Raw genomic sequence first — 14819 nt, 5'->3', positions numbered from 1 at the left:
TCCCGGCCCTCCCCCCGCCGCGGGGGATGCAGCATCATGGCCCGCCATGGAAGCCGCACCGCTGCTCGTCCTCGTGGGCCCGGCCGCGACGGGCAAGTCGACCGTCGGGCGGGGCGTCGCCGCCCGGCTCGGGCGCCCCTTCACGGGCCTCGACGCGGTCGCCGACACCTACTACCGCGAGGTCGGCTGGAGCGTCGCGCGCCTGCGCGAGCGCATCACCGCCCTCGGCCGCGTGGCAGCCGAACGCGAGTGGGAGCCCGCCCGGGTCCACGCGGTGCGGCGGGTCCTCGCCGACCACCCCGGGGCGGTGGTCGCGCTCGGCGCGGGCCACACGAGCTACGCCGACCCCCGCCACGCCGCACAGGTCCGCGCCGCCCTCCACCCCTGCACCGCGGTCCATCTGCTGCTCCCCGCCGCGGATCCGGAGCGCGCCCTCACCGTGCTGCGCCGCCGCTCGATGGCGTCCAAGGGGACCGACTGGATCACCGACGGCCATGACTTCCTCGCGCATGGCTCCACGACCCCATGTGCCGTGCCGTCGCGACGCACGTCGTGTGCACGGAGGGCGACACCCCGGAACAGAGCATCGACCACGTGCTGCGCCTCCTCCCCGCCCACTTGGGCGGCCCCGCGTGAAGGTGCGTCGTGGCCGGTGAGTCGGCCGGGGTCGTCCGCGGCCGGCCGCGTCGGCCACTCCCGGCGTCAGGAGGCTTGGGCCTTCTGGCACTGCGCCTGGGGATCGTGGGCGTCGAGCTCGCTGCCGAGGCTGAGGACGCGGGCCTGCAGTGCGTCCGCCTCGTCCGTGCCGTCCGACGTCGGCGCGACATCCGCCTTCAGGTCGGCGAGTTCGAGGCTCGCCGAGGCCCACTCCACCGTCCTGGACAGCCCTTGGGCGAGTTCCCGCCAGTCCGAGTCGAGGCGGGCGGCCTGGGCGGCCTCGCGCGCACTTTCCTCGAGAGCGGGTATGTCCCGCTCGCGGACGGTGTCCCGGTCTTCGGGAGTGTCGAAGCCGCCGGGGAGGAACATCTCGTAGGTCCCGCACGCATCACGGGCCAGGCCGCGTGCCCGGTTGCTGTCCCCCGACCCGCAGGCGCCGGCCACGGCCGTCAGGGCGAGGGCGACGGTGACTGAACCCAAAGATGATCTCCGCATGGACACATCATGCCTGGCCGGTGATGCGGATGTGCGAACTCCCCGTCGTCCGCGGGACACTGCGTGGATGACCACCGACGCCACCGCCCCGACCCCGCGGGAGCGGGCCCTGCGGCACGTCGCGGGGCTGTCGTCGGGACCTCCGGTGGATCCGGCGCTGCGGGTCACGCTGAACTTCCACCCGGACCGGGCCGCGCGGGGCAAGCCGGTGCTGCAGGCCCTGTCCGAAGGCGGCGTCTACCACTCGCAGTTCGTCACGGGGACGAGCAACGGCGGCCTGACCGCCCGGCCGGGCGGTGACCGGTGGCGGTGGGAGAGCCGCATCTTCAACGGTGCGTACGATGCCGCGCCGCCCGCCGAACGCCCCGTCTACGGGGCGCTGAACTTCCGCCGCAAGACGGTCGGCGCCGCGCCGCGGTTCGGGTCCGCCCACTTCCGCCTGAGCGCAGGGACGGTGACCCGGACGACTTTCTGCTACCCGGACAGCTTCTTCGAACCCTCGGACTTCGGCGTCGGGGACCGCATGGGCCTGGTCGCGCTCGCCCTGGCCGATTCCAGGGACGCCCTCGACGACTACATCGAGGCACAGGTCCACGGACCGGTCCGTCTGGACCGCGATGTCGAGGCGCTGGTCCTGGACCCCTGCTACCGGGGCACCGCCGTCGAGGACGCGGCCCGCCGGCTGCCCTGCCCCGTGGAGTGGCACGGCGGCTTCCGGCTCACCGTCGAGGAACTCCGGCTTCGCCCCGCGTACCGCGGCCGGGAGTACGTGGACCTGGGCGCCGGGATCGCGGTCGACGGCCTGCTCGACCCCCGCGTCCTCGGCACGGCCGCCGCGACCGGCCGCCACGACCCCCAGGCGCTCAAGAAGGTGTGGCACTGCCTCGCCCGCTTCGGGATGGACGGCGCCCGAAGTTGACGCCGCGTCGGACAACGCATCGGGGGATGGGGACGATGACCTCAGCACGCTTCACCGCCCGTTTCACCGCCGCATGGCTTCCGCTGTCCGGTCCCCTCTTCCGGCGGCACTTCGCGGCGCGGGTGCTGTCGTGGACCGGGACCGCGGTCTCGCCGATCGCGCTGGCGTTCGCCGTGCTCGGGATCGGCGGGGGCGTCGGCGGGCTCGGGGTCGTGCTGGCGGCCGACATGGCCGCGCGAGCGGCGCTGCTGCTGGTCGGCGGCGCGGTGGCGGACCGGTGGCCCCGGTCCACGGTGCTGGTCGCGGCCAACGTCGTCGCCGCCGTGGGGCAGGGCTGCGCGGCTGCGCTGGTGTGGTCCGGGACCGCCCAGGTCTGGCACCTGGCGGTGTCGGCGGCGCTCGGTGGCGTGGCGGGGGCGTTCATCGGGCCCGCGTCGAGCGGGGTGCTCCGTGCGGTGGTCCCGCCGGAACAGCTCCGGCAGGCCAACGCGCTGCTGCGGCTGGCGCAGAACTCCGTGAAGGTGGCCGGCCCGGCGCTGGGCGGCATCGTGGTGGCGGCGGCCGGGCCGCAGTGGGCCATCGCCTGGGACGCGGCCACGTACCTGGCCGCGGGACTCCTCTCCACCCGCCTCCGCACCCCGCGGCTGCCCGACGCGCGCCGGCGGACCGGCGGCCTGCGGCCCGGCGAGGGATGGCGGGAGATCGCCGCGCGTCCGTGGCTCCGGCTGCTGCTGGTCCAGGGGACGGTGGTGGTGCCCGTCTGGCTGGTGTCGTTCCAGACGCTGGGGCCCGCCTACGCGGAGGAACACATGGGTGGTGCGGCAGCGTGGGGCTTGGCCATGACCGGCTTCACCGCGGGGATCCTCGTGGGCGCCGCCGTGGCGCTGTGGTGGCACGTGCGCCGCGTGGGCCGGCTGCTCTGCGCGGGGACCGCGCTGATGGCGCTGCCCATGCTCACCATGGCGGCCGGTACGGGCCTTCCGGCCGTGGGGGCCGGGTACTTCCTGGCCGGTGCAGGTGAGGCACTGGTGTCGACGGTGTGGACCCTGCTGCTCCAACGCCGCGTTCCCGACGAGGCGTTCGGCCGGGTCATCGCGTTCTCCACCCTGCTCCAGCTCGCCCCCGTCCCCCTGGCCTCCCTGACGGCCGCGCCGATGGCCCACGCTTTCGGCGTGCGGCCGGCGCTGGCCTGCTGCGGCCTGGTCACGCTCGGCGCCGCCGTGGTTCCGCTGGTGCGCCGTCGGGTCCGCGTGCTGTGCCTGCCGGCGAGCGGGGAGGAGGGGCTGCCCCGGCGCAGAACCCAGCAGCAGTCCTGAGCTGTCACCGTCCGGCCCTCCGCGGGGCCTGGTGGCTGCCGTGGGGCGTGCGGTAGGAAGATCGAATGACACAGCCTCCCGTCTGCGGCCCCGAAGGGCCCCTGCGTGCCGCGGTCGTCGCCCGTGGGTCCGCACCCGTGCGTGCCGTTCTCTTCGACTTCTCCGGGACGCTGTTCCAGATCGCGTCGTACGCGGACCGGATCCGCGCGGTGCTGGAACGGCCCGTGGGCGATGCGGAGATGGACCGGCTGCTGGACGGGCTGGAGGCGGGGCTCACGGATCCCGAGGTGGTGCGCGCGCAACGGGGCCGGGACGTCTCCTCGACGGCGCATCGTCACGCTTTCACGACGTGGTACGCCTCCGTGGCCGAACTCGCCCCGTACGCCGACGCGCTCTACGAGCAGCTGCGGGCGCCCGGCCACTGGGTGCCGTACGCCGACGCCGCGGCCACGCTGGAAGCCTTGCGGGGTGCGGGCATCGCCATGGGCGTCGTCAGCGACGTGGGCTGGGATCTGCGGCCGACCTTCGCCCATCACGGGCTCGACCACCACTTCTCGGCGTGGGTGCACTCCTACGCGTACGACACCGAGAAGCCCGACGCCGTCCTGTTCGGGCACGCCTGCCGTCAACTGGGCGTCGATCCGGCCGAGACGCTCATGGTGGGTGACCACCCGGCCAAGGACGGCGGCGCGGCCGGCGCGGGACTGCGTTCGTACGTCCTGCCCGCAGGCGCGGCCCCCGGCGGGCACCGGGGGCTGGAGGCGGTGCTCCGGCTGGCCGGGGTGCGGTCGTGAGCGGCCGTGGGGCACCTCACACGGAGCTGAACCAGCGGTGGCAGGTGGGCCGCGCCTCCTTGCCTGGCCGCCTCCTTCAGGACTCCTGGTTCGGGGAGGGGCGAGGGCGAGGTCCCTGCGCCACCCGCGGGGTGCTCACGCACGGCTCCACTCGATCTTCAGCGCGCGCCCCAGTGCCCGTCCGGCCTCGGCGGCGGGCCGGCGGGTGGCGGGGTCGAGCGGGTTCGTGCCGATCGCCGCCAGTGACGCCTCGTCCGGTTCGACCACCGCGACCTCGGCGCCTGCGGCCCGAAGTTCCGCCAGGGCCCGCTCGAGGGGCAGTTCGCTGGGGAACAGGTCCGTGGTCCCCATCGGCGCGATCGCCAGCACGCGCGACGCGCCCCCGGCGTAGTCGGCGTTCGTGGCGGACCGTACGCCGCCGTCGACGAAGCGGCGCCCCTCGATCGTCACGGGGGGCCAGATGCCCGGCACGGCGCAGCTCGCCGCGACGGCGTCCACGAGGCCCACGCCGCAGGAGCCGTCGAAGACGCGCGGCTGCCCCGTCTCCGCGTCCACGGCGACGATCCGTACCGTCCGGGAGGCGGGCCAGTCGTGTGAGGGGAGACGGGACTCGATCACCCGCCGCCGTTCCGCCTCCGGCACGGTCTCGGCGTCCAGGGCGTACCTGCCCACCGCGCGCCGCATGTCGGGGACGGAGGCCGCGCCCTGCAGCACGTCGGCGATGCCCGCGCCGAAGTTCGCCAGGTCCACGTCCGCCATGATCTCGGCCGACTGCAGCTCCGGCTCGGTCTGCCGGGCGTAGAGCTCCTGCAGCGACAGCCCGCTGGCCAGTTGCGCCGCGACCGTCGCCCCCGCCGACGTCCCGACCAGCACGTCGGCTCCTGACACGTCCTGCCCCGCGTCCGCGAGCCCCGCCAGCAGTCCGGTGATCCAGGCGATCCCGGCGACGCCCCCGCCACCGAGCACCAGTGCGTCGGTCATCTTCCGTCCTCTCCCTCGGCGTTGCCCTCGTCGGCCCTCGTCCCATCCTCTCCCGTGGCGGCCGGATCGTCCGGTCCCGCGAGGAGGACGGGTGTCATCGGCCACCCAGCGTGACGCGCTGGTCACGTGGGATCCCTGATCGTGGATCCCTTCATGCGGATATAAGATGAATCGCCCGGGCGGTGTGCGGCGGAGACCTCCGTGGACCCCGGCCGCCGCGGCCCGAGGTGACGCCATGCGGAGCGGTTCCCGCGTCCGCCACAGGAACGTCCGGAGTGGTGAGCATGTCCAAGACACTGATTCCTCCCCGGCCGGTGATCGGCCCCACGATCGGCCCGGCGTTCGGCGTCACGACCGGCACCGGGGCGCAGCCCGCGCCGGCCCTGCGCCCGCACCGGGACCGGGTGGCGCCCACCCCGACGCCGGCCTGCGAGGAGAGCACCACCGCGGGCATCTCGTACACCGAGCCCCCGGAGGTCCCGAAGACCTGGGAGATCGTTGCCCTGGTGGCGATCTTCGCCGTCACGCTCCTGATCGCCGTGGGCATGTTCGGCCGGGTCCTGACGCTCTGACCGGTCGCCGGCGGCACATGGTCCAGGACGCCGGAGCGCCCGTCCTCAGGTCGGGGCCGGTGACCCGGCCTGACGCCCGCCGGACGGGGCGGCCGGGACGGCGGCTACGGGGCCCGCGCTCTGCGCGCCCACGAGATCGAGCCCGGCTTCCAGCTCGTCCAGGGCCCGCCGGGCGGCGGCGAGACGTTCCCGTAGGTCGGGGGGCGGCTCGCCCTCGGTCGGCCGGGGCGGCGACTCGCGCTCGCGCTCCAGTTGCCTGGCCTCCTCCAGCGAGCTGATGACCACGCCGATGAGCAGGTTGACCAGCACGAACGAGCCGAGCAGCACATAGGAGGCGTAGTAGAGCAGGCTCCAACGTGAGATCTCCAGGCCGCCCCGGACGGCGTCGCCGATGCCGTCGAGGGTGATCAGCAGGAAGAGCGACAGGGCGGCCCGCCCGACGGACCCGTAGTGCTCGGGGTCGTCGTCGGCGAAGAAGACCCAGCCGGTCATGGCGTAGACGTACAGCAGCATCGTGCCGACGAGCAGGAAACTGACCGTGCCCGGCAGGCTCTTGCCGATGGCCACGATGATGATGCGCAGCTGCGGCAGGAAGCGGGCGGCGCGCACGACCCGGGCCATCCGCAGCAGACGCAGCACCGTGGTGTTCTCGCGCGCGAAGGGCAGGTAGGCCAGCGTCACCACGGCCAGGTCGAAGATGTTCCACGGGTCGCGGAGGAAGTCCCCGGGGCGGTCGGCGTGGGCGCAGGCCCGTAGGACGACCTCGGCGGTGAAGGCCGCCAGGAAGGCGTGCTCCACCAGTTTCAGGGGGCCGTGCCAGCGTGCCGCGATGCCGTCGTACGTCTCGACGCCGAGGACGGCCGCGTTGGCCAGGACGAGGGCGAAGACGGTGACGCCGAACCACTCGGAGTCGACGACGCGACGGCAGCGCACGGCGAGCGCACGGCCCGGGGGAGTGGCGATGTGTTCGGCCATGTACGTGTACCCGGTCCTCCGCTGCCGCCTGCCTGTTGACCCGACTGAAGTGGATCTTATGGCCGGCAGGCGGGCCCACGGGTCCGCAGGCGCACTCAACTGCCGTTCGGGCGACGGTGGTTCAGTGGGCCGGGGTGGCGGTGGAGGCACTGGCGGGGCGCGGTGCGGGGTCGTCGGGGCCGGCGAGCGCGTCGTCACCGTAGAGGTCCCTGACCCAGGGGGTGTGGTAGACGGTGTCGAGGTAGCGTTCGCCGAGGTCGGGGGCGATGGCGACCGCCGTGAGGTCGTCGTGGCCGCGGTCGGCGAGCCAGTCGGTGGCGGCGCTGACGACGGTTCCGGTGGAGCCGCCGAAGAGGAAGCCGCGGCGGGCCAGGCGGTGGCAGGTGCGGATGGCGTCCGCCTCCGCGACGTGGACGACCTCGTCGACGCACGCGGTGTCGAGCAGCGGCGGGCGGACGCTCGTGCCCAGCCCGGGGATCATGCGCCGGCCGGGGGCGCCGCCGAAGGTGACCGAGCCCGCGGTGTCGACGGCCACGACGCGGACGCGGGGATGGTGGCGGCGGAAGTAGCGGGCGCAGCCCATCAGCGTGCCGGTCGTGCCCGCGCCGACGAACAGGACATCCAGGGCGGGGAAGCGGGCGGCGATGGCCGGGGCGGTCGTCCTGTAGTGGGCCCGGCCGTTGTCGGGGTTGGTGTACTGGTTCAGCCACACGTAACCGTCGTCGGCGGCGCACAGCGCGCGGACGTGGTCGATGCGGGCCCGCAGCCAGCCCCCGACGGGAGCGGGTTCGGTGATCAGGTGCACCCCGGCGCCGAGGGCGGCGATCATCTGCCGGGTGGCCAGGTTGCAGCGGGTGTCGGTCACGCACACGAAGCGGTGGCCCCGGTTCGCGGCGATCACGGCCAGGGCCACGCCGAGGTTGCCCGACGAGGACTCGACCAGGACCGAGCCGGCCCCGAGGCGTCCGCTGCGCTCGGCGGCCCCGATCATGGCGGCGGCCGCCTTGAGTTTGATCGACCCCGCGAAGTTGAAGCCCTCGCACTTGAGGAACAGCCGCTGCGCGAGGACGGGTTCGAGGTCGACGTACAGATCGTCCTCGTTGAAGTCCTGGGGTGCGGATATGACCGGCACGGTGTCTCCCTTCCGGGGGTGGTCGTGCTCCCAGTGACACCCATCGGGAGCTGTCCGTCATGTCACCGGAATCCGTGACTTGACGCCGTCCGGGAGCGCCGTTACGGGCGGGCGCCGAACGGGCGGGGCGGGCGGATTGTCGGGACGTACGCCGACACGTCAAGTACCGAATTGCCGGGGCAGGACAGGCCGTCGGCGCCGGTGCCTACTGGAGGGCGGCGCCCCCGGCACACCGACGACCCGACGCCACCGCATCGCACCGGAAGGACGACTTCGATGGACACGTACGCCCACACCGGCCGCAGGTTCTGGCACTCCATGGTGACCACCGGCGGGTTCACCTCGATACCGCGCTGGACCTGCCGGCCGTCCCCACCGGGCACCGCCGTGCACCGGCTGGGGCTCCCGGACGGGCTGGTGGCGGCCTTGCGACGGCAGGCGTACCGCCTCGGCGTGCCGCTGCGCTCGATGCTGCCGGCCGCGCACGCCAAGGTGCTGGCGGCCCTGTCGGGGGAGGCGGAGGTGGTGACCGGCTACGCCGTCGAGGACGGGAGGGTGCTCCCGTGCCGGCTGTCGGCGGCCGCCGCCACGTGGCGCGGGCTGGTGCTGGCCACGCACCGGGTGGAGGCGCAGGTGCTGGCCTTCCAGGACTACCCGGTCGGTGAGCTGAGCCGGGAGCTCGGGATGACCGGCCCGCTGTTCGAGACCGTCTGCGACCCGGCGGGCGTGGGCGCCGGGCTGGCCGGCGCGGACGGGGCACCTGACCGGTCCACGGTGCTGCGGGTGGGCCTGGGCGCCCACGAGGGCCGTCCGGTACTGGAGCTGGGCTACCGCACCGACGTGCTGGACGAACCGGCGGCAGCCCGGATCGCCGGTACCACCTGACCGCCCTCACCCTGATGGCCACCGACGTCGACGCCGAGCACGCGCGCCAGAGCCTGCTCACGGCGGAGGAGACCCGGCTGCAGCTCGACGGCATGGCGGGGCCCCGGCGCAGGCTGCCAGACCGGCGCTTCCACGAGCTCTTCGAGGAGCGGGCGGCTCGCCGGCCCGAGGCGGTGGCGGCCGTCCACGCCGGCCGGAGGTGGACGTACGGGGAGCTCAACGCCCGTGCCAACCGCCTGGCCCACGCCCTGCTGGCCCGCGGGCTGCGGGCCGAGGACGTGGTCGCGGTGGTCACCGGGCGGAACCTGGACTGGCTGGCCGCGGTGCTGGCCGTGCTCAAGGCCGGGGGCGCGTACCTGCCCGTCGAGCCGCACCTGCCGCCCGGCCGGATCGCCGCCGTCCTCACCCGCGCCGCCTGCACGACCGTCATCACCGAGCACGGCAGCACCGAGGCCCTGGAACGCGCCCTGCACGGGCTGCCCGGCACCACGACCGTCTTCGTGGAGGAGGCCCGCGCGCAGGATCACCCGCCGTCCGATCCCGGTGTCCCCGTGGCCGGCGACCAGCTGGCGTACCTGTACTTCACCTCCGGCTCGACCGGGGAGCCCAAGGGCGCGATGTGCGAGCACGCCGGATTCCTCAACCACCTCTACGCCAAGATCGACGACCTCGGCATCGGGGAGGGCCAGGTCGTCGCGCAGACCGCGCCGCAGAGCTTCGACATCTCGCTGTGGCAGCTGACCGCCCCGCTGCTGGCCGGAGGGCGGGTCCTCGTCGTCGAGCAGGACGTGGTCCTGGACGCCGACCGCTTCCTCGACGCGGTCGCCGGGGAACCGGTCGAGGTGCTGCAGCTCGTCCCCTCCCACCTGGACGTCGTGCTGTCCGCGCTGGAGAGCCGGCCGCGGCGCCTGCCGGACCTGCGCTGCGTCTCGGTGACCGGGGAGGCGCTGAAGAAGGACCTCGTCGAGCGCTGGTTCGCCGCCGTGCCGGGGACCCGGCTGGTGAACGCGTACGGGCTGACCGAGACCAGCGACGACACCAACCACGCGGTCATGGACCGTCCCCCCGCGTCCGACTGGGTCCCCGTCGGCCGGCCGGTCAACAACGTCCGCGTGTACGTCGTCGACGAGCACCTGGCGCCCGTCCCGCTGGGCGCCCCCGGCTTGATCGCGTTCTCGGGGATCTGCGTCGGCCGGGGCTACGTGAACGACCCCGAGCGCACCCGCGAGGCCTATCTGCCCGACCCCCACCACCCCGGGGCGTGGCTCTACCGCAGCGGTGACGTCGGTCGCTGGCATCCCGGGGGCCGGCTGGAGTTCCTCGGCCGGACCGACGACCAGGTGAAGATCCGGGGCTTCCGCATCGAGATCGGCGAGATCGAGAACACCCTCACGCGCGCCGACGGCGTCCATGACGCCGCCGTGGTCCTGACCGACCACGGGAGCCGGCTGGCCGCCTTCTGCACCGGGGACCGGCCGGTACCTGCGGCCGCGCTCCACGAACACCTGGCGGCGGCGCTGCCCGCCTACATGATCCCGGCGGCCTTCCACTGGCTGGAGCGCCTGCCGCTGACCGGCAACGGGAAGACCGACCGCGAGGCCCTGGCCGCGCTCGCCGGCCGTGCGGAGCCTGCCGGTGCCCACCAGCCCCCGCACACGGCGGCCGAACGCCGCCTGGCCACCGCCTGGGCTCAGGCGCTCGGAATCGCGGAGCACCGCGTCGGCCGCGGTGACCACTTCTTCGACCGGGGCGGCACCTCACTGGCCGCGGTGCGCCTGGCGATCCTGCTGGACCGCGACGTCACCCCCGCCGACGTCAACGCCCACCCGGTGCTGGCCGACCTCGCAGGGACGCTGGAGGCCCGGCGGTGCGCGGGCGGGCCGCAGGACGGGGAGCTCAGGCAGCCGGGGGCCGGCACTGCCGGAGGTCCGCCGGCACCGGCCCGTCGACACCCGGCACCGGCGGCGCCGCCGGTCGCTGGCACGCGGGGCACAGTTGATGCCCCCGCGCCGTGATCCGGGTGCCCCACCCGAGGCAGACCGTGCAGCTGCGTGCCGCGGCCAGGTCGGGATGCGGGACGGCGGGAGCGGAGAGTGCTCCGTGGGACATCCGGGACTCCTAGGGGTGCACGGGGAGGCGGCATGATGTCGGGCCTTATGGGCTCTTTATCCAGGTATAAGCGGAATGCCCTATTTTGAACAAACGCCGTGCGTGACCGATCGCGCACCACAAGTGACACCGGTGCGCGGCTGTCCCGCCGCCGGCGACGGGAATGGCATCGTCCGCGCGGCGGTTGCACATAACGCGGGTGACCGGTGGCGGGAGTACGCGACCTGGCGCCGTGGGGACCGCGCAGCGGTCCGGCCCCCACGCTGCCGCCGGGGAGCGGCGACCGGCACCCGCCTCATTCCCGCGCCGGTCCGGCCCCCATCCGGGCCGGCGCAGGCTGCTTCCCCGGGGATTGTCGGTGCCGGGTGGCACCGTGGACACCATGGACGAGGTGATACACCCCAGGGTCTACGGTGCCGACGTGGACGACCCGCATCCCGGCCCCAAGCCGGGGCACGTCTACCGGGAACTGGTCGGCGGCCCGCTGGACGGACTGCTGCTCGACGTGACCGGCTGGACCGCGCCGCAGCACTCGGCGGGCGCGGAGCTGCGCACCGACATCGGCCGCTTCGGTCCGGGCGGCCGCGCCCGGTACGCCCCTCGCGACGGCGACACCGACCACTGGGACTGGCACGGCGACAGCCGCTGACCGTCCCCGGCGTCGCGGACGCCCCGTCACGGTCGCGTGCACCGGGCCGGGTTGCCGCGGGGGCCCCGGGTGGGTCAGCCCGGCTCGCCGGATCGCGCCCCGGGGTGTCTGATGAACACAGCGGTCCCGGGGCCCCGGAGTGGCCCCCGGTTCGGCCCCGGGCCGCTCTTCCCGCCGTGCCCGGCCCTGCCCTGCCCGGACGACCCGGCGCCCGCCGCGGAGTTCACGGGCGCGTGGTCGACGCGGCGGGTGGACGAGCGCGCCGGCGGCGAGCCCGGAAGGGCCGCCGGTTACGGCTTCCTGGCCATCCCGGCGGCGATGAGACGCTCCCAGACGGTGAGTTCACGCTCGGTGTCGCCGATGCGGGAGACACCGTCGCTCGCGTCCGGTCGCCACAGCGACGCGGGGACGATCCCCGGCTCCAGGACCTCCAGGCCGTCCAGCAGGTCCTCGATCTCCTTGTCGGTGCGCCACCGCCCGCGGCCGAAGGTCTGCTGGAGGATCCGCTCGGACTCGGCGGTCTCCGCGTTGTTGCCGGACCGGAAGTGGCTGACGAAGAAGTAGCTGCCGGAGGGCACTTGGTCGCGCCAGTAGCCGACGATGCCCGCCGGGTCCTCGTCGTCGTTGACGTGGTGGAGGATGGCGCTGAGGATGACGGCGACGGGCTTGTCGAAGTCGATCACCTCGAGGGTGTCCGGGTGGTTCCGGATGACCTCGGGTTCGCGGATGTCGGCCTGGATGACGCGCGTGTCGTCGTTCTGCTCCAGCAGCGCCCGGCCGTGGGCGAGCACGATCGGGTCGCTGTCCACGTACACCACCGTGGAGCCGGGGGAGTGGCGCTGGGCGACCTGGTGGACGTTGTCCGCGGTCGGCAGACCGCTGCCCAGGTCGACGAACTGGCGTACACCGGTCGTGGTGGCGATCTCCCGGATCGCGCGGATCAGTGCCGCGCGGTTGGCGAAGGCGATCGCCACCGAGCCGGGCAGGTCCTTCTTGAACACGTCGCCGATCTCCCGGTCGACGGCGTAGTTGTCCTTGCCGCCGAGCAGGTAGTCGTAGACGCGTGCGATGCTTGGTCTGGTCTGGTCGACCCAGGAGACGTCGTCCGTCATGACACCCATCCTTCTCCGCGATGACGCCGGGCAACCGTCATCCTAGGGAAGGTCGTGGGCAGTTCACCCCCGGCGGTGGTGCTCAGCCCATGCGGTCGATGAGGCGGGTCAGGATCCGGCCGGTGTTGCGGGGCGGCTGCGACTCGGCGGCGAGCCGGTCCATGACGGTCAGGTAGTGCTCCACGTCGTCCTGCTTGTCCAGGTAGAGCGCGCTCGTCAGCTGCTCCAGGTAGACGATGTCGGGCAGGTCCGGCTCCGAGAAGCGCAGGATGGTGACGGGGCCGCCGGCGGCGGCCAGACCGCCGATGTCGAACGGGGCGATCTGCAGCGTCACGTTGGGGAGCGCGGCGACCTTCATCAGGTGCTCCAGCTGACCGCGCATCACCTCGACGCCGCCGAGCGGGCGGTGGAGGCAGGCCTCGTCGAGCACGACCCACAGCTGCGGCGCGTCCGCCTTGGCGAGCAGGTCCTGACGGGTCATCCGCAGGTCGACACGGCGGCTGATCTCCCGCTCGGTCGCGCGGGGGTGGCCGAGCCTGGTGACGGCCCGGGCGTACGCCTCGGTCTGCAGCAGGCCGGGGACGAACTGCACCTCGTAGGTGCGGATGGTGTGGGCGGCCTCCTCGAGGCCGATGTGCGTCTCGAACCAGCTCGGCAGGACGTCGGCGTACTGGTGCCACCAGCCGGGGGTGTTGGCCCGCAGGGCGAGCCCCAGCAGGTCGGCGCGCTCCTGCGCGTCGGTCACGCCGTACAGGGTGAGGAGGTCGGCGACGTCGCGCTCCTTGAACCCCACCCGGCCCAGCTCAAGGCGGCTGATCTTCGCGTGCGACGCGCGGATCGCCTCGCCGGCCGCCTCGCGGCTGATCTGCCGGGACTCGCGCAGCCTGCGCAGCTGCGTGCCCAGGACGATGCGGAGCACCGTCGGCCCGCCGCGCTGCGCGGCGAGCGGCGAACCGGTGGCGGGCGCGTGGCCCGGCCGGGCGGCAGTCATGTCGGATCCCCCTGGACGACTGGTTGCGGATTCAGTGTTCCATCGCCGGGCCCGTCAGTACAGGCACATCCGCATCGCGGCGGCGTGCCCGGTGCCCACCGCGCGCGTGCCCGGCGCACCCGCCGGGAGTAAAGGGGCGGCCGGGACGGTTGTCGTCAGCATGCACGGTGAGTACAAGGTGCCCGGTGGGAAGCTCGTGGTCGTGGACCTCGACGACCACGACGGGATGCTCCGCAATGTTCGCGTCGCAGGCGACTTCTTCCTCGAACCGGACGAGGCGATCACCGCCATCGACCGGGCGCTCGAGGGCGCTCCCGCCGACACCGACGCCGCCGGCCTCGCGGCCCGGATCGAGGCTGCCCTGCCCGAGGGGACGGTCATGTACGGCCTGACCGCGGAGGGGGTCGCCGTCGCCGTACGGCGGGCCCTCGCCCAGGCCACGGACTGGACGGACTACGACTGGCAGTTGATCCACGAGGGACCGCAGTCCCCGGCCCTGCACATGGCCCTCGACGAGGTCGTCACCGCGCAGGTCGCGGCCGGCCGCCGGCCGCCGACCCTGCGCGTGTGGGAGTGGGGCGGTCCCGCGGTCGTCATCGGCAGTTTCCAGTCCCTCGCCAACGAGGTCGACGCGGGGAACGCCGAGCGCCACGGCCTGACCGTCGTGCGGCGGATCTCGGGCGGCGGCGCGATGTTCGTGGAGCCCGGGAACACCATCACGTACTCCCTGTCGGTGCCCGCCTCCCTGGTGTCGGGGCTCTCGTTCGCCGACTCCTACGCCTACCTCGACGACTGGGTGCTCGACGCCCTGGGGGACATGGGCATCAAGGCCTGGTACCAGCCGCTGAACGACATCGCCACCGAGGCCGGCAAGATCGCCGGCGCCGCGCAGAAGCGCGTGGTCGCCCCCGACGGGGGCGCGGGTGCCGTCCTCCACCACGTGACGATGTCCTACGACATCGACGCCGACAAGATGCTCCAGGTGCTGCGCATCGGACGGGAGAAGATGTCCGACAAGGGCACCCGCAGCGCACAGAAGCGCGTCGACCCGCTGCGCCGCCAGACCGGGCTGCCGCGCGAGGCCGTCATCGACCGGATGATCGACTCCTTCCGTGCCCGCTACGGCCTCACGGACGGGAGCATCAGCGCCGAGGAGCTCGCACGCGCGGAGGAACTCGTCGCCGCGAAGTTCGGCACCGCGGAATGGACCGCTCGCGTGCCGTGACGCACGC

At 73.7% G+C, this 14819-nt stretch carries 13 protein-coding genes and 1 pseudogene; 7 read left to right on the top strand and 7 right to left on the bottom strand.

Going from position 1 to position 14819, the window contains the following annotated elements; genetic code table 11:
- Positions 1–34 precede the first annotated feature (34 nt).
- Together ABZ312_RS07200 and ABZ312_RS07195 are read right to left on the bottom strand one after the other, a co-directional pair.
- Positions 35–400, bottom strand: coding sequence for a hypothetical protein (locus ABZ312_RS07200; protein ID WP_500436719.1), 366 nt, complete (start codon positions 398–400; stop codon positions 35–37).
- A 302-nt stretch (positions 401–702) separates the two neighbouring features.
- The gene (locus ABZ312_RS07195; RefSeq protein ID WP_500436717.1) at positions 703–1137 is read right to left on the bottom strand and encodes a hypothetical protein; all 435 of its coding nucleotides are present in this window, start codon (positions 1135–1137) and stop codon (positions 703–705) included.
- 82 nt (positions 1138–1219) lie between these two features.
- Here ABZ312_RS07195 and ABZ312_RS07190 point away from each other — a divergent pair, with 82 nt between their 5' ends.
- From ABZ312_RS07190 to ABZ312_RS07180, 3 genes are all read left to right on the top strand, one after another.
- Positions 1220–2071, top strand: coding sequence for a DUF3626 domain-containing protein (locus ABZ312_RS07190; RefSeq protein ID WP_500324856.1), 852 nt, complete (start codon positions 1220–1222; stop codon positions 2069–2071).
- 35 nt (positions 2072–2106) lie between these two features.
- A complete protein-coding gene (locus ABZ312_RS07185; protein WP_500436715.1) occupies positions 2107–3387 on the top strand; it encodes an MFS transporter in 1281 nt (426 codons plus the stop codon).
- Between the two features lie 65 nt (positions 3388–3452).
- Complete coding sequence (locus ABZ312_RS07180; RefSeq protein WP_500324860.1) at positions 3453–4181, top strand: HAD family hydrolase; 729 nt, start codon at positions 3453–3455, stop codon at positions 4179–4181.
- A gap of 135 nt (positions 4182–4316) precedes the next feature.
- Here the strand turns inward: ABZ312_RS07180 and ABZ312_RS07175 are convergent, their stop codons facing one another.
- On the bottom strand, positions 4317–5162 hold the full coding sequence (locus tag ABZ312_RS07175; RefSeq protein WP_500324862.1) for a patatin-like phospholipase family protein: 846 nt from the start codon (positions 5160–5162) through the stop codon (positions 4317–4319).
- A 284-nt stretch (positions 5163–5446) separates the two neighbouring features.
- Between ABZ312_RS07175 and ABZ312_RS07170 the strand changes: the two genes are divergently transcribed.
- A complete protein-coding gene (locus tag ABZ312_RS07170) occupies positions 5447–5734 on the top strand; it encodes a DUF6480 family protein (protein ID WP_500436713.1) in 288 nt (95 codons plus the stop codon).
- A gap of 45 nt (positions 5735–5779) precedes the next feature.
- Here the strand turns inward: ABZ312_RS07170 and ABZ312_RS07165 are convergent, their stop codons facing one another.
- Together ABZ312_RS07165 and sbnA are read right to left on the bottom strand one after the other, a co-directional pair.
- On the bottom strand, positions 5780–6709 hold the full coding sequence (locus ABZ312_RS07165; protein WP_500324866.1) for an ion transporter: 930 nt from the start codon (positions 6707–6709) through the stop codon (positions 5780–5782).
- Between the two features lie 121 nt (positions 6710–6830).
- Entirely contained in the window at positions 6831–7841 is a 1011-nt protein-coding gene (gene sbnA, locus ABZ312_RS07160) for a 2,3-diaminopropionate biosynthesis protein SbnA (RefSeq protein WP_500324868.1), read from the bottom strand.
- Between the two features lie 276 nt (positions 7842–8117).
- Here sbnA and ABZ312_RS07155 point away from each other — a divergent pair.
- Together ABZ312_RS07155 and ABZ312_RS07150 are read left to right on the top strand one after the other, a co-directional pair.
- Positions 8118–10741: pseudogene (locus ABZ312_RS07155) on the top strand (non-ribosomal peptide synthetase).
- A gap of 476 nt (positions 10742–11217) precedes the next feature.
- The gene (locus tag ABZ312_RS07150; protein ID WP_500324872.1) at positions 11218–11484 is read left to right on the top strand and encodes a hypothetical protein; all 267 of its coding nucleotides are present in this window, start codon (positions 11218–11220) and stop codon (positions 11482–11484) included.
- A 290-nt stretch (positions 11485–11774) separates the two neighbouring features.
- Here the strand turns inward: ABZ312_RS07150 and ABZ312_RS07145 are convergent, their stop codons facing one another.
- A complete protein-coding gene (locus ABZ312_RS07145) occupies positions 11775–12596 on the bottom strand; it encodes an SAM-dependent methyltransferase (RefSeq protein ID WP_500324874.1) in 822 nt (273 codons plus the stop codon).
- 82 nt (positions 12597–12678) lie between these two features.
- Positions 12679–13587, bottom strand: a complete 909-nt coding sequence (locus ABZ312_RS07140) for a Sco1979 family transcriptional regulator (protein ID WP_500324875.1) — start codon at positions 13585–13587, stop codon at positions 12679–12681.
- Positions 13588–13747: 160 nt separating this feature from the next.
- On the opposite strand from ABZ312_RS07140, the gene lplAB reads away from it, so the two are divergent.
- On the top strand, positions 13748–14812 hold the full coding sequence (gene lplAB, locus ABZ312_RS07135) for a lipoate-protein ligase LplAB (RefSeq protein WP_500324877.1): 1065 nt from the start codon (positions 13748–13750) through the stop codon (positions 14810–14812).
- Positions 14813–14819 lie beyond the last annotated feature (7 nt).

Origin of the sequence: Streptomyces sp. NPDC006207 (genome assembly GCF_040613835.1) — a bacterium.
In the GTDB taxonomy this organism is placed as follows: domain Bacteria; phylum Actinomycetota; class Actinomycetes; order Streptomycetales; family Streptomycetaceae; genus Actinacidiphila.
The sequence above is the reverse complement of the archived record's forward strand: the minus strand, read 5'-3'. Positions and strand labels throughout refer to the sequence as shown.

Excerpts from the sequence above, each read along its gene's own strand:
- ABZ312_RS07200 (WP_500436719.1), bottom strand. The coding sequence starts at position 400 with ATGGACCGCGGTGCAGGGGTGGAGGGCGGCGCGGACCTGTGCGGCGTG.
- ABZ312_RS07190 (WP_500324856.1), top strand. The coding sequence starts at position 1,220 with ATGACCACCGACGCCACCGCCCCGACCCCGCGGGAGCGGGCCCTGCGG.
- ABZ312_RS07185 (WP_500436715.1), top strand. The coding sequence starts at position 2,107 with ATGACCTCAGCACGCTTCACCGCCCGTTTCACCGCCGCATGGCTTCCG.
- ABZ312_RS07180 (WP_500324860.1), top strand. The coding sequence starts at position 3,453 with ATGACACAGCCTCCCGTCTGCGGCCCCGAAGGGCCCCTGCGTGCCGCG.
- ABZ312_RS07175 (WP_500324862.1), bottom strand. The coding sequence starts at position 5,162 with ATGACCGACGCACTGGTGCTCGGTGGCGGGGGCGTCGCCGGGATCGCC.
- ABZ312_RS07170 (WP_500436713.1), top strand. The coding sequence starts at position 5,447 with ATGTCCAAGACACTGATTCCTCCCCGGCCGGTGATCGGCCCCACGATC.
- ABZ312_RS07165 (WP_500324866.1), bottom strand. The coding sequence starts at position 6,709 with ATGGCCGAACACATCGCCACTCCCCCGGGCCGTGCGCTCGCCGTGCGC.
- ABZ312_RS07150 (WP_500324872.1), top strand. The coding sequence starts at position 11,218 with ATGGACGAGGTGATACACCCCAGGGTCTACGGTGCCGACGTGGACGAC.
- ABZ312_RS07145 (WP_500324874.1), bottom strand. The coding sequence starts at position 12,596 with ATGACGGACGACGTCTCCTGGGTCGACCAGACCAGACCAAGCATCGCA.
- ABZ312_RS07140 (WP_500324875.1), bottom strand. The coding sequence starts at position 13,587 with ATGACTGCCGCCCGGCCGGGCCACGCGCCCGCCACCGGTTCGCCGCTC.
- lplAB (WP_500324877.1), top strand. The coding sequence starts at position 13,748 with ATGCACGGTGAGTACAAGGTGCCCGGTGGGAAGCTCGTGGTCGTGGAC.